This window comes from Gordonia zhaorongruii (genome assembly GCF_007559005.1).
GTDB lineage: Bacteria > Actinomycetota > Actinomycetes > Mycobacteriales > Mycobacteriaceae > Gordonia > Gordonia zhaorongruii.
In genome coordinates this window covers 2844709-2862235 of record NZ_CP041763.1, presented here as the reverse complement: position 1 = coordinate 2862235, position 17527 = coordinate 2844709, and the positions used below count along the sequence as shown (strand labels likewise).

Sequence of the window (17527 nt, the reverse complement as noted above, 5' to 3'; positions counted from 1 at the left end):
TGCGTGAGACCGGAGGGCGAACGATTTCTGATCACCCGACGACCACCTTGCACTCTCCCAGTGCGAGTGCTAAAACGGAGATTGGCACTCGCGGTGTGCGAGTGCCAGGTCGGAACGGTGAGGCCGGTTCTACAGACACCCCGGTCGTCCGTCGCGGGCATCGAGTCCGGCCCGAGAACTTAGTGTCACCCCCTACCGGAGGATCACTTACCAATGGCAAAGCAGATTGCTTTCGACGAAGAGGCCCGTCGTGGACTCGAGCGCGGCCTGAACAGCCTGGCCGACGCAGTCAAGGTCACGCTGGGACCCAAGGGTCGCAACGTCGTCCTGGAGAAGAAGTGGGGCGCTCCCACGATCACCAACGATGGTGTTTCCATCGCCAAGGAGATCGAGCTGGAGGACCCGTACGAGAAGATCGGCGCCGAGCTGGTCAAGGAAGTCGCCAAGAAGACCGACGATGTCGCAGGCGACGGCACCACCACCGCAACCGTTCTGGCTCAGGCCCTGGTTCGCGAAGGTCTGCGCAACGTCGCGGCCGGCGCCAACCCGCTCGGCCTGAAGCGCGGCATCGAGAAGGCCGTCGCGGCCGTCACCGAGTCGCTGCTGAACTCCGCCAAGGAGATCGACACCAAGGAGCAGATCGCTGCTACCGCGGGCATCTCGGCAGGCGACCCGGCCATCGGCGAGCTCATCGCCGAGGCCATGGACAAGGTCGGCAAGGAAGGTGTCATCACCGTCGAAGAAGCCCAGGCATTCGGCCTGAGCCTCGAGCTCACCGAGGGCATGCGCTTCGACAAGGGTTACATCTCCGGTTACTTCGTGACCGACGCCGATCGTCAGGAAGCGGTCCTCGAGGACCCGTACATCCTGCTGGTGTCGGGCAAGATCTCGACCGTCAAGGATCTCCTGCCTCTGCTGGAGCAGGTCATCCAGGCCGGCAAGCCGCTGCTGATCATCGCCGAGGACCTCGAGGGCGAAGCCCTGTCGACCCTCGTCGTCAACAAGATCCGCGGCACCTTCAAGTCCGTCGCCGTAAAGGCTCCGGGCTTCGGTGACCGCCGCAAGGCCATGCTCGCCGACATCGCCATCCTCACCGGTGGCGAGGTCATCAGCGAAGAGGTCGGCCTCTCGCTGGAGACCGCAGGCATCGAGCTGCTCGGCACCGCGCGCAAGGTCGTCGTCACCAAGGACGAGACCACCATCGTCGACGGTGCAGGCGACAACGAGTCCATCGCCGGACGCGTTGCCCAGATCCGCTCGGAGATCGAGAAGAGCGACAGCGACTACGACCGCGAGAAGCTGCAGGAGCGCCTGGCCAAGCTGGCCGGCGGCGTTGCAGTCATCAAGGCCGGCGCTGCCACCGAGGTGGAGCTCAAGGAGCGCAAGCACCGCATCGAAGACGCCGTCCGCAATGCGAAGGCTGCCGTCGAAGAGGGCATCGTCGCCGGTGGCGGCGTGGCGCTGCTGCAGTCCGAGTCGGCCATCAACGGTCTTTCGCTCGAGGGCGACGAGGCCACCGGTGCGGCGATCGTGCGCTTCGCGCTCGAGGCTCCGGCCAAGCAGATCGCGATCAACGCAGGCCTCGAGCCCGGCGTTGTCGCAGACAAGGTCCGTCACTCGCCGATCGGAACGGGCCTCAACGCCTCGACCAACGGCTACGAGGACCTGCTCGCTGCAGGCATCAACGACCCGGTGAAGGTCACCCGCTCGGCGCTGCAGAACGCAGCATCGATCGCGGCTCTGTTCCTCACCACCGAGGCCGTCGTCGCCGACAAGCCGGAGAAGAACGCGGCTCCCGCAATGCCGGGTGGCGACGAGATGGGCGGCATGGGCTTCTGATTCGATCAGAAACCCAGTCTGCGCTCTCGCAGAACTACCGAAGGCCGGTCACCCGACGAGGGTGGCCGGCCTTCGGCGTTGCGGCTCACCCACCGAGGGCGCGTCGAGGGGATTCGGTCGTCCGGGTGCGGCCAGTCATGCCTGGTCGAGCAGCCCCAGTACTGCGTATGCAGCGATCTTCGTGCCGTAGCCGATGGCTTCGAGATCGACGACGTAGTTCGGGTTGTGCTGAGTGAACGGCACCTCGTCGCCGCGGTCGCGGGCGGCCTGCCACACCTCGCGGTCGGCGACGCCCACCATCAGGTAGTTGAACGGCATGTCCGGGTGCGGCCCCTTGAGTTCCTGCACGTCCTCGGAGGAGATGACCGGCGGCAGGTCCGTGATCACGTTGTCGGCGCCGATCGCGGAGGTCAACGACTCCGCCATGCCCGCGGCCAGCTCCGGAGAGGTGATCAACGGCGACGAACCACCCTTCATGGTGATCTCCGGGAGCAGGTCGTCGGCGACGCCGAAGGTGCGTGCCACCGATTCGGAGATCGAGGCGATCGCAGACAGCAGAGTCTCCCGAACCTCCGGGTCGTACCAGCGGATGTTGAGCTTGATCAGGGCCTCAGAGGGGATCACGTTGTTATCCGCGCCCGCCTGAATCGACCCGACCGTGAGCACCGCCGTCTTCGACGGATCGATGGACGCCTGCACCACCGAGCCGAACTCGACGACGGCGAGGGCCGCCATCCGCACCGGGTCCTTGGTCTTCTGCGGCATGGAGCCGTGCCCGCCCACTCCGCGGAAACGGACGTCGATCTGATCGGTGCCCGCCATGCGCGGGCCGGGTGATGAGGTGACCGCGCCGACCGGATCGGGGTTCGTGTGCATCCCGATCAGCACGTCCGGTGCGGGGATGAAGTTGTAGAGGCCGTCGTCGACCATCGCCTTGGCGCCGGTGATGGGCTCCTCCGCGGGCTGTCCGATCAGCACGACGGTGCCCGACCATCGGTCCTTGAGTGCCACCAGGACGTTGGCCATGCCGATCAGCCAGGTCACGTGCGCATCGTGGCCGCACATATGGGCTACCGGCACCTCGGTTCCGTCGTCCCGGGTGACCCGGACGTCGCTGGCGTAGTCGAGTCCGGTCTCCTCCTGAACCGCGTTGGCGTCCATGTCCGCCCGGTACATGACGACCGGACCGCCGCCGTTCCGCAGCGTTGCTGCGATGCCCGTCTTGCCGATTCCCGTCGTGACGTCGAAGCCGAGGTTCTGCAGTGCCTTCTCGATCTGGCGGGACGTCTGGATCTCCATGAAGCCCAGTTCGGGGTTCCGGTGGATGGTCTTGAACAGGTCGACGAGGCGTTCGGAGTCGGCGTCGACGATCTCGTCGACGCGAGCGATCAGGTCCGGCGGGAGCGACGTTGAGGTGATCACACAGTCAGGGTAGTCGGGAGAGCGTGCCGAATGAGGCGAACATCGTCTGGCGCGGGGGTGCGCTTCTTCGAGGCACTGCCGATGCGTCGTCGCAGTGGCACGTGTCGTCCCAGTGGTGTCCGTCGTCCCAGTGGTACGTGTGCGGGGCGACGACGGCGTATAGCCGGTTGCCGTGCCGCAGCGGTACCACTCCGACGGTGATCGCCCGACCGACGCACGCGGGAGCGACGGAACTCGGCATAATGACGGTCATGGCCGAACTCCAGTCGGCGGCATGACGGCGTCGCCCCGCGACGCGATGATCGCGCACGCCGCACTTCTGATCGCACGGGACGGCGTAGCCGGGACGTCGATCGGCGATGTGCTGACCGCCGCGGGTGCCTCCCGCGGCTCGGTGTATCACCACTTTCCCGGAGGTCGGGCAGAGCTGATGTCGGAGGCGGTGCGGTTCGGGGCGGAGATCCTCGGCGAGCGCCTCGCCGAAGCCTCCCTGGCCGGTCCGGGGGAGGCCGTGGCGAACCTGGCCGCGGTGTGGCGCCGGGTTCTCGTCGAGTCCGACTTCCGTACCGGATGCGTCGTCGCCGAGGCCGGGAACGCGCGCGAGACGGATCCGGCCGCGGCCGAGGTGGCGGACGAGTCGTTCCTCCGGTGGGAGGACCGGCTGGCGGCCCGGTTCCGGGCCGGGGGAATCGAAGGCGAGCGCAGCAGGGCGCTGGCAGTGACCGTGTTCGCTGCGATCGAGGGGGCGGTCATGTTGTGCCGGGTCCATCGCAGCCTCGATCCTCTCGACCGGGTCGTCGGCGAGTTGCAGTTGCTGACCGGCGACGGAGCCGGGCAGACGCACGGGTGAAATTTCGCGGACGGCCCCGCGGCATCCGGGGGCCGCGGGGTAGATTCTCTCCATGGCTGTCTCCGCAAGTACTGAATTCGACATCGATGCACCGCCGTCACTCGTGATGGAGGTCCTCATGGACATCGACGCTCTGCCCGAGTGGTCGGGACCTCATAAGGCCGCGAAAGTGGTCTCCGAGCACGAGGACGGCACACCGGACCGGGTCGAGCTGACCGTCAGTGCGGTCGGCATCTCCGACGATCAGGTCCTGGACTACACCTGGACCGAGAACACGTGCTCCTGGAGCCTCGTGGAGGGGCAGCAGCTCAGCTCGCAGGAAGGCACGTACACGCTGTCGCCGAAGGGCGACGGTACCCACGTCAAGTTCGATCTCAGCATCGAGCTGAAGGTCAAGATGCCCGGACTCATCGTGAAGCGCGCGCAGAAGATGGCTGTCGACACTGCGAAGAAGGGGCTGACCGACGAGGTCATGCGCCGCATCTGACGCGTCGACGCAGTTACCGGACCGTTCGTCCCGCCCGAGACCAGTTCTCCAGCGGGACGAACTCGTTCGATGCCTGTTCCCGGCGGCGTGCCCGTGATCTCTCCGAAGAGCGGTACGGGTACTCTTTGAAGCATTGATCGACTGTGAGACGTGGCGCACGTCCCGAGAGGAAATTTGATGCGGAACACAATGGGACATAAGGGGATTCGCGTACTTTTCGCCGCGTGTGCAGGTGGTGCGGCCATCGGGGCGATGGCGCTCTTCGGCGGTGGTGACGCGTCCGCCGGAACTCACTGCTCGGCCGCCGACAACGACCGGGTGCAGCGCGAGGCAGGCCAGAGTGTGTGCATCGCGAACGCCGGGCCGGGCAGCCGCGCCGAAGCCGAGGACACCAGCAACAGCGGTGCGGCTGTGGCCGTGGGTGCGACAGGCGGCTCGGCGACGAGCAAGAACCTGCAGCCGGGATCGCAGGCCATGTCGAGTGCGGCTCGCGGCGGCAACTCCTACTCGGTCACCACCGGACCCAAGGCGACCTCGATCGCCATGGCCCGCGACGGCGGCACCTCGGTGGCCGTCGGCGGCTGGGGCGGCCAGGCCTACGCCGGTCCGCAGGGAGCGGTCTGCAGCGGCGGCTTCGGCGCAGCGTGGGACAGCACCACCGGCAAGTACTGCGTCAAGTCGGGTGCCATCGACCTGCACTGAGCCCGTTTCGTGCGGGACCACCCGGGTCGCTGCCCTGCCGCATCTCCGCGATGGCGATAGCCTGGTCCGGTGAGCAACGTCGATGGCGGAACCCAACCGGTGAGTGCGGAGCAGGCCGAGCGCATCGGTCCCGATCTCAGTCAGATCTCGGGGCGCGAAGCTCTGCAGCGGATCGTCGATCTGCGTGACACCAGCAATCTGGCCATCGTCGACGATGATGACGATGACCCGATCCTGCTGACGTTGCCGGAGCGGAACGTCGTCGACACCTGGCGCGAGGACTACCCGTACGAAGAGCGCATGAGCCGCCGTGAGTACGAGGTGACCAAGCGCCGCCTGCAGATCGAGCTGCTCAAGCTGCAGAAGTGGTCCAAGCAGACCGGCCAGCGGCATCTGCTGCTGTTCGAAGGGCGCGACGCGGCAGGCAAGGGCGGCACCATCAAGCGCTTCAACGAGCATCTCAATCCGCGCGGTGCGCGGGTGGTCGCCCTGGAGAAGCCGTCGGAGCGCGAGTCGACCGAGTGGTACTTCCAGCGGTACGTCCAGCATCTGCCCGCCGCCGGCGAGATGGTCTTCTTCGACCGCTCCTGGTACAACCGGGCCGGTGTGGAGCGGGTCATGGACTTCTGCACGCCCGAGCAGTACTCGCAGTTCATGAACCAGGCCCCCGCCTTCGAGAAGATGCTCGTCGACGACGGCATCAGCCTGGTCAAACTGTGGTTCTCGGTGACGCCGCTGGAGCAGCGCACCCGGTTCGCGATCCGGCAGATCGATCCGGTCCGGCAGTGGAAGCTGTCACCGATGGACCTCGCCTCCCTCGACCGCTGGGAGGCGTACACGACCGCCAAGGAGCGGATGTTCCTCGACACCGACACGGACCACGCGCCGTGGACGGTGGTGAAGAGCAACGACAAGAAGCGGGCACGCATCAACGCCATGCGGCACGTGCTCAGTCTGCACGACTACGACGACAAGGACGAGTCGATCGTCGGCTCCCCGGACCCGTTGATCGTGGGGCGGGCGCGCGACGTCATCGGAGAGTAGTCGGTACTCTCGGCAGGGTGCGAAGCGTATTCTCCGGACTCCTCACCGTCATCGCGATGGTGTGCGTGATCGTCGCGATCCCCACCATGTGGGTGAATGAGCGGGTCGTGTCGGCCGACGGTTTCGCGGCGTCGGCCGAGGACGCGGCACGCAATTCCGAGGTGCAGCAGTTCTTCGCGAACAAGGTCGGCTCGTCGGTAGCCGACAGTACGAGTGTTCCGCTCGCAGGCGACATCGTGGAACCGCTGGCCAGGAACTACGCGCGCAGTGACGCGTTCGTGGCAGACTTCCGGGACATCGCACGCCAGCAGCACGCCTGGCTGTTCACCGAACCCGGACCCGATACCGATCTGCACGTGATGGACGTGAACATCACGCCGATGGCGAATCGGGTGATCGCGTCGGCGAACCTTCCGCAGCAGGTGCGTCTGGACCGGCCCGTCTACATCGGCATCGACCAGCATCGGCTGTCCGCGGGGTCGCTCGAGTCCACCGGGAACATCGTGAGATCGGTGGCGTGGATCGCGACGGTCGGCGCGGTGATCACGGCATTGCTCGCGCTGCTGATAGCCAACCGCCGGAGCATCGTGCTCATCTGGCTGGGCGTGGGAATCGTGCTGGCCGGAATCGCCTCGTACGCGGTTGCCCTGCTCATCCGCACAGTGGCGGGGGACAAGACCGCAGGCAGCGACGAGGCGGCGCGTCGTACCGTCGAAGTGGTGGCCGACGGAGTCTCAGCCGATCTGGTGCAGTGGGCGGCCGTCTCCGGCGCCGTCGGCGCCGTCGTGGTCGTGGCCGGTCTGCTCGTGCGAATGGTCAGCAGGCGTCCGGACCCGGCGTACTGATCCCGAACACGAACGTCGCCGGATCGAACCGGAGTCGTCCGCGGTCGAAGGCGTCGGAGACGGCCCCCGACTCGGCGAGCCGGGCCGGAGTTCCGGTGCGCATGCGGCCGTCGGCCTGAAGCAGCCACACCTCGTCGGACAGCCGCATCACCAACTCGAGGTCGTGCGACGACATGAGCACCGCGATGTTCTGCTCTCTGGCCAGCGACTGCAGCAGGTCGAGGAACTCGACGCGGGAAGGCGCGTCGAGATGCGATGTGGGTTCGTCGAGCACCAGCAGTTCCGGTTCCTGGGCCAGTGCACGGGCGGCGAGCACTCGCTGGCGTTCACCGTCGGACAGGTCGTGGAACTGCCGACCGGCGAGGTGCGAGGCGCGTACGGCGGAGAGCGAGTCGGCGGTGCGGGCGCGATCGGCTGCCGAGAGCCGACCGGTCGGCGACAGATACGGTGTGCGTCCGAGCGCGACCACGGCGTGCGCGGTGAGTCGGCCCGGATCGACGGGGTCGGTGGTGACGACCGCGATGCGGCGAGCTAGTTCTGCTGCGCGCAGAGATCCGATCACGGTTCCGTCGGCGAGGTGCGCACTGCCGGCCAACGGTTTCTGCAGGCCGCATACGGTGCGCAACAAGGTCGACTTGCCTGCGCCGTTGGGGCCGATCAGTGCGGTGAGTCGTCCGGTGTCGGCGCTCGCCGTCAGCCCGGCGGCCACCGTCCGTCCGCGTCGCCCGGTGTAGCCGACGGTGAGGTCTCGCAGTTCGAGTCCGCTCACACCACACCTCCCTGCGCCCGGCTGCGGAGCAGCACGGTGATGACGACGGGCGCACCGATCAGTGCGGTGACCGCGTTGAGCGGCAGCGTGGTGTTCTCGCCGGGCAGGTCTGCGAGCGTTCCGCACCACACGGCGAGGGTCGCGCCGACGAGCGCGCACCCGGGGATCAGAGTGCGGTGATCGGAGGTGCGCAGGAGGCCGCGAACGAGGTGTGGGATGACGAGTCCCAGGAAGCCGACCGGGCCGCAGAAGGCGGTCACGACACCGGTGAGGAGCGCGGCGACGAGCAGCACGACGGCGCGTACGACGCGGATGTCGACGCCCATCGACCGTGCGTACCCCTCGCCGAGTAGCAGTGCGTTCAACGGGCGGACCCAGAAGAACGTCATGACGATCGCGACGGCGACGATGGGCGCAGCGACTTCGAGATCGGCCCACGATGTCGCCGAGAAGGTGCCCAGCCCCCAGATCATGTACTGCTGCACAGAGTTCGGGTCGGCGTAGACGATCAGCACGGCCACCATCGCCCCGGTCACCGATCCCAGCATGACGCCGATCAGCAGCAACGTGACGGAGTTCCGCACCCACACGGCGAGCAGCAGCACGACGCCGAGGACCGCTGCCGCTCCGGCCGCTGCTGCGAGCACGGTCCCCAGCCGACCCCATCCGGCGAGCGTGCCGACGAACGCCGGACCGCTCGCGCCGCCTGCGAGTGCCACGATCGCCACGCCGAGGCTGGCGCCGGAGTTGGCGCCCAGAACGTACGGGTCGGCGAGGGCGTTCCGGAAGAGCGTCTGCATCAGCAGGCCGGCCACCCCGAGTGCGGCGCCGACCAGTGCCGAGGTCGTGATCCGGGGCAGGCGAACCAGTCGGAGGATGGCGTCGTGACCCGGGTCGCTCGCGTGGCCACCGGTGATCACCGAGATCACGTCGCCGGGCGGTACCGCGATCGACCCGATGACGGCAGCCGCGAGGACGGAGGCGATCGCGACGGCGACGATGCCCGCCCAGAGGGCCGGGTTGCGCTCGTTCCCGGCGCTGACGCCCGGTGCACTCACCGGGCGGGTAGCCGCTGGTAGAACTCGAAGCGGTGATCGGCGAATCGATCCGGGTGCAGGATCGCGGCGAGATCGGTGAGGACCTGATCGGGCCGTAGGACACCGCGTTCCCAGTAGTCGTTGCCGCCGCCGGCGCTCATCGCCTTGGTGGCGTTCCACGCGTTGCCTGCGGGACGTGCGAACACCGCGTACCTCGGGTCCTGTTTGCGTAGCGCTGCGATCGAGTCGACCGTCATGTCCGAGAGGAGCCACGCGTCGGCGTCGCGGGCACGGTCGATGACCGTCTCGATGGACAATCGCAGAGAGCCGGTCGACATGTCCTTCGACCACGGGTAGGCGCCGCCCGCGTCGTGGACGAGCCGGCCGAAGTAACTGCCGCCCGCGGGCATCGTCCAGGCGCCGTTCTCGATGCCGCCGAGCAGTGCATCGGTGGCCGGTCCCTGCGACGTCTTCGCCACGACGTCCTGGTAGCGCTTCTTCACACCGTCGTACACCTGCGACGCCTGCTTCTCGGTGCCGGTGAGGGCGGCGAAGAACTTGATCCACTCGGCGCGGCCCAGCGGACTCGCCTCGAGCCAGTCGGCATCAGCGATCACCGGGACACCGGCTTGCTCGAGTTTGCCGTACGCGGGTGAGTCCATGCCGTCGGTGACGAGGACGTCGGGCTGTCCGGCGATGACCGTTTCCACGTTCGGCACGCCGGCGTCTGCGTACTGCTTCACCTTGCCCGCGTCGATGAGCTCACGGATCTGCGGTGTCGACACGTAGTCGGTGGTACTCACACCGGTCACCGTGTTCGCGGCGCCGAGTGCGGCCAAGGCGGGGAGGTGGGTCGTCGAACCCGCGTAGACGCTGGAGACCGGAACCTGGATCTGCGGTGCGTCGGCGAGTGCGCCGTCGAGCTCGGGCGCCGGTGCACCGCAGCGGACCAGGACGTACGACGCGGGCTCCGCCCCCGGAGCAGGCTGATCGACGGTCACCACCTGGTACGACTCGTGGTACTCGATGGACAGTCCGGTCGCGTCCTCGATCGTCGACTTCTCGGGAAAGTAATCGGTGTCCGGATCGAAGCCGCTGATGCACTCGCGTTCGCTTCCGGCGTTCTCGGTCGGACCGCTCGAGCAACCGGCGACGAGCAGCGGTGCCACTACGGCGGCGACGATCAGCCCGTGGCGGAGGGGCAGTCGCATGCTCAGCGCCCCGATTCCGGGCCGACGGGTTCCCGGCCGACCGTGCGCCACAGGAACTCGTAGGCGAGGGCGGCTTTGAACGCCGCCTGTTTGTTGTCGGCTGCGCCGCCGTGCCCGCCCTCGATGTTCTCGAAGTACCGGACGCGGTGACCGGTCTCCTCGAGACGTGCCACGAACTTGCGCGCGTGGCCGGGATGCACCCGGTCGTCGCGCGTCGACGTGGTGACGAGGAGTTCGGGGTAGTCGACGGCCGCTTGCACGCGCTGGTACGGCGAGTACTCGGAGATGAACGACCACTCCTCCGGATCGTCGGGATCGCCGTACTCGGCCATCCATGACGCGCCGGCCAGCAGCAGGTGGTAGCGCCGCATGTCGATGAGCGGGACCTGGCAGACGAGTGCGCCGAACAGGTCGGGGTAGGAGGTGGCCATCACGCCCATCAGGAGGCCGCCGTTCGATCCTCCCTGCGCCGCGAGCCGCTCCGCGGTGGTGACGCCGCGGGACACCAGATCGCGGGCGACCGAGGCGAAGTCCTCGTACACGAGGTGACGTCCGGCCTTCTGCGCCTGGGTGTGCCAGGACGGGCCGTATTCGCCGCCGCCGCGGATGTTCGCGATCACGTAGATGCCGCCGCGCGTCACCCAGTTCCGACCGGACACGGCGAGATAACCGGGCGTCAGTGAGTTCTCGAAGCCGCCGTATCCGTACAGCAGAGCAGGTCCCGACGTCACGTCGTCGCGGCGCATCACGAAGTAGGGGATCTGGGTCCCGTCGTCCGACGTCGCGAAGAACTGCTCGGTGACCACCGTCGAGGCGTCGAAGAACTCGGGGGAGGACTTCACCGGTTCCACTCCGGTCGTCGCGTCGCCGTGCAGGAGGGTGGGCGCCTCGGTGAACGAACTGGCCGACAGCCAGATCTCGTCACTGTCGTCCGGATCGACGTCGAGGATGCCCAGTGTCGAGAGCTCGGGAAGACCGGTGATCGACGTGGGCTCCCACGTGCGTGCATCGAGAACCTGAATCCGGGTCGCGACGTCGTGCAATGTGACCAGCACCAGTCGCGTTGCGGTGTACGCGTAGTCCTGCAGGCTGGTGTGCTCGTCCGGAACGAACAGCACGTGATGCGTGCGATCACCGCGCAGGAACGCCGGGTAGTCGAAGGCCAGGAGCGATCCTGCCGGACGCTGCACACCGTCGACTGTCCACTCCGATTTCGGCGTCACCGTCAGAATGTCGTGTCGCACCGAGTAATCCGCGTCGGGCGGGACCTCGATGTGAACGAGCTCGCCGTCGCGCAGCTCGTAGTTCTCGGCGTTGTAGAAGTCTGTCGCCCGGTAGACGAAGTGCCGCGGGTAACCGGGCGTGGTGTCGAAGAACGCGCCGATCGTCACATCGTCCACGTCGCCGGTGAAGACGGTGACGGCCTCGGAGATGTCGGTACCGCGGGTCCAGCGCTTCGCGACGCGCGGGTATCCCGAGGACGTCCACGGCCCGCGCCCGTCGGGCTGCTCACCGAAGTCGGTGCCCACGTACACCGTGTCCCGGTCGATCCAGGAGACGTGCGACTTGTTCTCCGGGAGGTCGAAACCGTCGGGCACCCAGTCGCGGGTCGGCAGGTCGAACTCGCGGACGACGGTCGCGTCGGCTCCGCCCCGGGACAGTGAGATGAGCGCGCGATCGAAGTCGGGTCGGTTGAGTGAGGCTCCGGCCCACACCCAGTTCTCGCCCTCGGATTCCCGGAGTGCGTCGACATCGATCAGCACGTCCCACTCGGGCGCATCGCTGCGGTACGAATCGAGCGTGGTGCGACGCCACAGCCCGTACGGGTGCGCGGTATCGCGCCAGAAGTTGTAGAGGAACTCGCCGCGGCGGCGCACGTACGGGATGCGATCGTCGGTCTCCAGCACCTCCAGGGTGCCCGTCCGCATCCGCTCGAAACGTTCCGAGGACGTCAGCTCATCGAGGGTCGGCTGGTTGTGGGCGCGCACCCAGTCGAGCGCCTGTTCGCCGTCGACGTCCTCCAGCCACAGGTACGGGTCGTTCATCGGGGTCGCTTCGTTCACGTCGTTCAGGCTACGTGGGCGTTTCGGCGCCTTGGGCGGGACCGTTGTCGTCGACGGTGGACTGCGTCTGTGCAAGCGAGGAGGTGGCGATGGAAAAGGCTCCCGAGCGAGTGTCCCGTCGGCGGGGTGCCGCGGGCGTCTCGTTCTCGGGAGCCTCCTCGAGTGCAGCTGGTATCAGGTCATCGTTCGGTTCGCCTGGTCGCCTGCGACGTCGACGTCGACGTCGGTCTCGGGACCCGCATGCTGCTCGGGTATCTCGGTGCCGCGCAGGGAGGCGCCCGCCGTCTCCTTCAAGAACGACAGCGCGACCATGCCGACCACACAGGCGAGCATCATGTACAGGGCCGGGAACTGCAGCCATCCCGTACCGTCCACGGTCGCTTCGTTCACCAACGGGGCGGTGCCGCCGAAGGCCGCGGTCGACACGTTGTACGCGATCGCGAATCCGGCGTACCTGACGTGCGTCGGGAACATCGCGGGGAACGTCGCAGAGATGGTCGCCAACTGCGGCAGATACAAGATGCCGAGTACCAGGAAGCCGATGATCGCCCAGGCGAGCCCCTGACCCATCAGCCAGTACATCGGCAGGGCGAAGATGAACAGCCCGATGAGCGATGTCCACCACATGGGCTTCCGGCCGACCTTGTCCGAGAACGCACCGAAGAACGGAATCAGCGCGATCATCGCCATCTGGCCGATGAGGATGACGATCGAGCCCTGCGTCTCGGAGAGCCCGATCGTGTTCTTCAGGTAATCCGGCTGGTAGGCGAGGAGCGTGTACTGCGTGACGTTGAGCGCCACGACCATGCCGAACATGATGGCGATCGGGCGCCAGTAGTCGACGACGGTCGTCTTCAACTGCTGGAAGACCGACGGGTCCTCATGCTTCTTCTCGCGGTTCTCCTCGAGCTCGTTGAACACCGGGGAATCGTCGAGTTGCGACCGCATGTAGAGACCGATGAGGCCGAGTGGAAGCGCCACGAAGAACGGGATGCGCCAACCCCAGGTCGCCATCTGGTCCTCGCTGAGAACCGCGGTCAGGATCAGGACGAACGCGGTGCCTGCGGAGTACCCCGCCAGCGTGCCGAGTTCCAGGAAGCTGCCCATCTTCCCGCGCTTCTTGTCCGGCGCGTACTCGGCCATGAAGGTCGCCGCACCGCCGTACTCGCCGCCGGTCGAGAATCCTTGAACCACACGCAGCAGGATCAGCAAGACGGGAGCCCATACGCCGATCGAAGCGTGCGACGGGATCACGCCGATCAGAGCGGTGGCCACTGAGATCAGCAGGATGGTCATGGCGAGAACGCTCTTGCGGCCGAGTCGGTCGCCGATCGGGCCCCATACGAAGCCGCCGAGGGGTCGTAGGACGAAGGAGACGGCGAAGCCGAGCATGGTGCCGATCGCGCCCATCTCACCCGGGAAGAATGTGCTGGTCAGATAGGTGGCGGTCGCGGCGTAGACGCCGTAGTCGTACCACTCCGTCGCGTTACCGATTGCCGACGCGGCGATCGCCTTCCGGACGACGGCGGGTGTTGGAGTGTCGAACTCTTGAGTCGTAGACGGCGATTGGGCCATCGGTTCCTCCGATTTGGGGCGGAGGTGTCGCGTGCAGGAGTGTCGGTGCGCAGGTGCCGGGCGCATCGCGCTCGACACCGCGCGCACGCGGCGGTCGTCACTCCTTGCGTCACCTCAGCCGATAGGCAATCGAGGGGTCGTTCCCCCCGAACGGACTATGTAATGCGTAGCACTATCGGGGCGGGAGGGAAACTTGAACAAACGGATTCGAGACCGCTCAGTTACGTTGCCCTGCAGGTGACAACGGATCGGGAACCTCTCCGTCACGAATTGGACAACGTGTCGTCGAGTAGATGCTCGGCATGCACAGGTTGCAGTGCACGCACCGCGAAACCGTCGAGGGGTCGTTCTGGATCGACAACGGCAGATCGGGCTCGCGAAGCAGAGCTCGACCCATGGCGACGAAATCGAACCCCTCGTCGAGTGCGGTCTGGATCGACGCGCGGTCGGTGATGCCGCCGAGCAGGATCAGGGGCAGCGATACGGCTTTGCGGAGTTCGCGCGCCAGGGGCAGCAGGTAGGCGTCGCGGTACTTGTAGTGCTTCAGGAAGATCGGGCCGCCGACGCGGATCCCGGTCCGCATCGGTCCGTGGAACGCGTCGGCGAACTCCTTGCGCGGGGCGTCCCCGTGGAACAGGTACATCGGGTTGAGCAGCGAACTGCCGGCCGTGGGCTCGATGGCGTCGAGGTGACCGTCCGCCTCGAACAGCTGCGCAGTCGCGCACGCCGCGTCGACGTTGAAGCCGCTCCACGGCTTACCTCCCCTGCCCGGCCCGGGCCTGCCGACGCCGTCGAACATGTTGAGTTTCGTCCACACCGCGGCCTGATCGCCGACCGCGTTCCGTACTGCTTCGAGTACCTCTCGTGCCAGTCGGGCGCGGCCTTCCAGACTGCCGCCGTACCCGTCGCGGCGATGGTTGAGGAGCGGAGAGAGGAATGAGCTGAGCAGGTAATTGTGCCCGCAGTGCACTTCGAGACCGTCGAACCCGCAATCGACGGCGATCTTCGCTGCTTCGGCGAAGTTCCGGGTGATGCGGGCGATGTCGTCGGAGTTCACCTTGTGGGTGAGGGACATGCCCATCGGGGCGGGTATGCGGCCCGGCCCGAGTGCGGCCTTCCGGTTCGACACCGAGTTCGCCACGGCGCCCGCGTGTCCGAGCTGCGCGGCCGCGAGGGCGCCTTCGCTGTGGATGGCCGCAGTCAGTTGCTCGAGTCCGTCCATCGCCTCGGGCCGCATCCAGACCTGGTGGCGATCGGTGCGACCCTCGGGCGCGACGGCGCAGTAGGCGACGGTGCTCATGCCGACGCCGCCTGCCGCCACCTCGCGGTGGAAGTCGATCAGATCGTCGGTCACCAGGGCGTCGGGCGTCCGGCCTTCGAACGTCGCGCATTTGATGAGCCGGTTGCGGAGCGTCACCGGTCCGAGCGTCGCTGGTGCGAAGGGGTCCGCGGTCACGGGAGTGGGAGGTGTCATGATTCGTCCTTCGATGGTGGTTCGGCCGGGCTGCGGCCGTTTCTGTCCGGGCTGTCGTGGTTCGGATCCCTGCTGTTCGGGCTGCTGCTGTTCGGACCGTGCAGTCCGGCAGTCAGGAAATCGCCGAGTGCTGCGACGTTCCACGGGGTGAGGCGCTGGGGGATCGACAGTTCGGTCATCAGCAGACTGAACGCGAACTGCCATCGACGGCGGGCCGTCCTCTCGTCGACTCCGGTGGCGTGCGTGAGCAGCGTCGCCCACACGTCCGTGCGGAACCACGTGCCAGTCCACTCGGCATCGGGATGCGTCATCACGAACCCGCCGAGCAACGTCAGGTGCGGTGCGTACGAGGTGTTCTCACTGAGCCGGAGGAGTGGGGAGAGGATGGCGTCGACGATCTCCCGGACGGTGGGGTGCCGCGCGGCCAGCTCGTCCAGCGGATCGGCCCAGACCGGGCCGAGCCGATCCTGCAGCAGTGCTGTGACCAGGTTCTCCCGGGAACCGAAGTGGTAATGCACGGATGCCGGATTGACGCCCGCCTCGACGCAGACCGCGCGCACCTTCAGGTCGGCGTACGACGTCGTGGCGAGTAACCGCTCGGCGGCGTCGAGGAGTCGTGTGCGGGTGACGTCGGTGGCCATGCGGCGAGTCAATCATCGATCAATCAATAATTCAATCAGTGATTGAAAAGTGATTCGCGAAGAGTGCTTCGCCATCGCGCCACGAGCGGTCGCCGAGAACGTAGGCTGGACGCCGTGGCTGAACATTTTCAAACAGTTGTCCTGGGAGCCGGCCCTGGTGGGTACGTGGCCGCGATCCGGTCCGCCCAACTCGGCATGAAGACCGCCGTCATCGAGGAGAAGTGGTGGGGCGGTGTCTGCCTGAACGTCGGATGCATCCCCTCCAAGGCGCTGCTGCGCAACGCGGAACTCGCGCACGTCTTCAATCACGAAGCCGCGGACTTCGGCATGAGCGGTGAGGTGTCGTTCGATTACGGTGCCGCCTTCGACCGCAGCCGGAAAGTGTCCGACGGCATCGTCAAGGGCGTTCACTTCCTGATGAAGAAGAACAAGATCACCGAGATCGACGGATACGGGGTGTTCTCCGATGCCAAGACCATCAAGGTCGGCGACCGCGAGATCACGTTCGACAACGTCATCATCGACACCGGCTCGACGGTGAAGCTGCTGCCCGGCGTGGAACTGAGCGACAACGTCGTTACCTACGAGGACCAGATCCTCACGCGCGAACTCCCGGAATCGATCGTCATCGTCGGTGCCGGAGCGATCGGCATGGAGTTCGGTTACGTCCTCGCGAACTACGGCGTCGACGTCACCATCGTCGAGTTCCTGCCGCGGATCCTTCCGAACGAGGACGCCGACGTGTCGAAGGAGCTGACCAAGGCCTACAAGAAGCTCGGCGTCAAGATCCTCACCGGTGCTGCCGTTCAGACGGTCGACGATCAGGGGTCGCAGGTCGTCGTCACCTACAAGGACTCCAAGGATGCTGAGCAGACGCTCACCGTCGACAAGGTCCTCATGTCCGTCGGCTTCGCGCCGCGCGTCGAGGGCTTCGGCCTGGAGAACACGGGCGTCGAACTCACCGACCGCGGCGCCATCGAGATCGACGACCACATGCGCACCAATGTCGACAACATCTATGCGATCGGTGACGTCACCGCCAAGCTTCAGCTCGCGCATGTCGCCGAGGCGCAGGGCGTCGTCGCAGCCGAGACTATGGCGGGCGCCGAGACGATGCCGCTCGGCGACTACCGGATGATGCCGCGCGCCACGTTCTGTCAGCCCCAGGTCGCCTCGTTCGGTCTCACCGAGCAGCAGGCCAAGGACGAGGGCTACGACGTGAAGGTGACGAAGTTCCCGTTCACCGCCAACGGCAAGGCTCAGGGCCTCAACGCGCCTGCGGGCTTCGTCAAGCTGATCACCGACGGCACCGACGACGAGTTGATCGGCGGCCACCTGGTGGGCGACAACGTCTCGGAGATGCTGCCGGAGCTGACGCTGGCGCAGAAGTGGGACCTGACCGCGAAGGAACTCGCGCGCAACGTCCACACGCATCCGACGATGAGCGAGGCCCTGCAGGAGACGTTCCACGGCGCGATCGGCCACATGATCAACCTGTGACACCGCACGACCGGCGCCCGCACTCGGTAACGAGTGCGGGCGCCGCTGTTTTCCAGGAGACGATGACG

General features: G+C 66.7%; 15 protein-coding genes. 7 read left to right on the top strand and 8 right to left on the bottom strand.

The window, feature by feature from the left end; genetic code table 11:
- Positions 1–213 precede the first annotated feature (213 nt).
- Complete coding sequence (gene groL / locus FO044_RS13235; protein WP_132992336.1) at positions 214–1839, top strand: chaperonin GroEL; 1626 nt, start codon at positions 214–216, stop codon at positions 1837–1839.
- A 135-nt stretch (positions 1840–1974) separates the two neighbouring features.
- Here groL and FO044_RS13230 read toward each other — a convergent pair whose 3' ends face one another.
- Positions 1975–3261, bottom strand: coding sequence for an amidohydrolase (locus FO044_RS13230; RefSeq protein WP_143965813.1), 1287 nt, complete (start codon positions 3259–3261; stop codon positions 1975–1977).
- 274 nt (positions 3262–3535) lie between these two features.
- On the opposite strand from FO044_RS13230, the gene FO044_RS13225 reads away from it, so the two are divergent.
- The 5 genes from FO044_RS13225 (at position 3536) to FO044_RS13205 (ending at position 7189) form a co-directional block, all read left to right on the top strand.
- Positions 3536–4111 carry a TetR/AcrR family transcriptional regulator gene (locus tag FO044_RS13225; protein WP_132992334.1) on the top strand — a complete coding sequence of 192 codons (576 nt, stop codon included), beginning with the start codon at positions 3536–3538 and terminating at the stop codon, positions 4109–4111.
- Between the two features lie 52 nt (positions 4112–4163).
- Entirely contained in the window at positions 4164–4598 is a 435-nt protein-coding gene (locus tag FO044_RS13220; protein WP_132992333.1) for an SRPBCC family protein, read from the top strand.
- A 177-nt stretch (positions 4599–4775) separates the two neighbouring features.
- Positions 4776–5300, top strand: a complete 525-nt coding sequence (locus FO044_RS13215) for a DUF6764 family protein (RefSeq protein ID WP_143965812.1) — start codon at positions 4776–4778, stop codon at positions 5298–5300.
- A 69-nt stretch (positions 5301–5369) separates the two neighbouring features.
- A complete protein-coding gene (ppk2, locus tag FO044_RS13210) occupies positions 5370–6344 on the top strand; it encodes a polyphosphate kinase 2 (protein WP_235831355.1) in 975 nt (324 codons plus the stop codon).
- 17 nt (positions 6345–6361) lie between these two features.
- A complete protein-coding gene (locus tag FO044_RS13205; RefSeq protein ID WP_143965811.1) occupies positions 6362–7189 on the top strand; it encodes a hypothetical protein in 828 nt (275 codons plus the stop codon).
- Here the strand turns inward: FO044_RS13205 and FO044_RS13200 are convergent.
- The 7 genes from FO044_RS13200 to FO044_RS13170 form a co-directional block, all read right to left on the bottom strand.
- On the bottom strand, positions 7161–7958 hold the full coding sequence (locus FO044_RS13200; protein WP_143965810.1) for an ABC transporter ATP-binding protein: 798 nt from the start codon (positions 7956–7958) through the stop codon (positions 7161–7163). The genes FO044_RS13205 and FO044_RS13200 overlap by 29 nt on opposite strands.
- The gene (locus FO044_RS13195; RefSeq protein WP_143965809.1) at positions 7955–9016 is read right to left on the bottom strand and encodes a FecCD family ABC transporter permease; all 1062 of its coding nucleotides are present in this window, start codon (positions 9014–9016) and stop codon (positions 7955–7957) included. The genes FO044_RS13200 and FO044_RS13195 overlap by 4 nt, the downstream gene beginning before the upstream one ends.
- Positions 9013–10206 carry an ABC transporter substrate-binding protein gene (locus FO044_RS13190; RefSeq protein ID WP_143965808.1) on the bottom strand — a complete coding sequence of 398 codons (1194 nt, stop codon included), beginning with the start codon at positions 10204–10206 and terminating at the stop codon, positions 9013–9015. The genes FO044_RS13195 and FO044_RS13190 overlap by 4 nt, the downstream gene beginning before the upstream one ends.
- A 2-nt stretch (positions 10207–10208) precedes the next feature.
- Positions 10209–12344, bottom strand: a complete 2136-nt coding sequence (locus FO044_RS13185; RefSeq protein ID WP_342353741.1) for a prolyl oligopeptidase family serine peptidase — start codon at positions 12342–12344, stop codon at positions 10209–10211.
- Positions 12345–12443: 99 nt separating this feature from the next.
- Positions 12444–13844: an MFS transporter gene (locus FO044_RS13180; RefSeq protein ID WP_143965807.1), complete on the bottom strand. Its 1401-nt coding sequence runs from the start codon at positions 13842–13844 to the stop codon at positions 12444–12446.
- A 217-nt stretch (positions 13845–14061) separates the two neighbouring features.
- Positions 14062–15318, bottom strand: coding sequence for an NADH:flavin oxidoreductase (locus FO044_RS13175; protein ID WP_143965806.1), 1257 nt, complete (start codon positions 15316–15318; stop codon positions 14062–14064).
- Positions 15315–15959: a TetR/AcrR family transcriptional regulator gene (locus FO044_RS13170; protein ID WP_143965805.1), complete on the bottom strand. Its 645-nt coding sequence runs from the start codon at positions 15957–15959 to the stop codon at positions 15315–15317. Before FO044_RS13170 ends, FO044_RS13175 begins: the two co-directional genes overlap by 4 nt.
- 114 nt (positions 15960–16073) lie before the next feature.
- Between FO044_RS13170 and lpdA the strand changes: the two genes are divergently transcribed.
- A complete protein-coding gene (gene lpdA, locus FO044_RS13165; RefSeq protein WP_143965804.1) occupies positions 16074–17459 on the top strand; it encodes a dihydrolipoyl dehydrogenase in 1386 nt (461 codons plus the stop codon).
- The last annotated feature ends 68 nt before the right edge of the window (positions 17460–17527 follow it).

Bases quoted from the DNA above. Each gene is read 5' to 3' on its own strand.
- FO044_RS13170 (WP_143965805.1), bottom strand. From the start codon at position 15,959: ATGGCCACCGACGTCACCCGCACACGACTCCTCGACGCCGCCGAGCGG.
- FO044_RS13180 (WP_143965807.1), bottom strand. From the start codon at position 13,844: ATGGCCCAATCGCCGTCTACGACTCAAGAGTTCGACACTCCAACACCC.
- FO044_RS13175 (WP_143965806.1), bottom strand. From the start codon at position 15,318: ATGACACCTCCCACTCCCGTGACCGCGGACCCCTTCGCACCAGCGACG.
- FO044_RS13225 (WP_132992334.1), top strand. From the start codon at position 3,536: ATGACGGCGTCGCCCCGCGACGCGATGATCGCGCACGCCGCACTTCTG.
- FO044_RS13220 (WP_132992333.1), top strand. From the start codon at position 4,164: ATGGCTGTCTCCGCAAGTACTGAATTCGACATCGATGCACCGCCGTCA.
- FO044_RS13215 (WP_143965812.1), top strand. From the start codon at position 4,776: ATGCGGAACACAATGGGACATAAGGGGATTCGCGTACTTTTCGCCGCG.
- FO044_RS13190 (WP_143965808.1), bottom strand. From the start codon at position 10,206: ATGCGACTGCCCCTCCGCCACGGGCTGATCGTCGCCGCCGTAGTGGCA.
- groL (WP_132992336.1), top strand. From the start codon at position 214: ATGGCAAAGCAGATTGCTTTCGACGAAGAGGCCCGTCGTGGACTCGAG.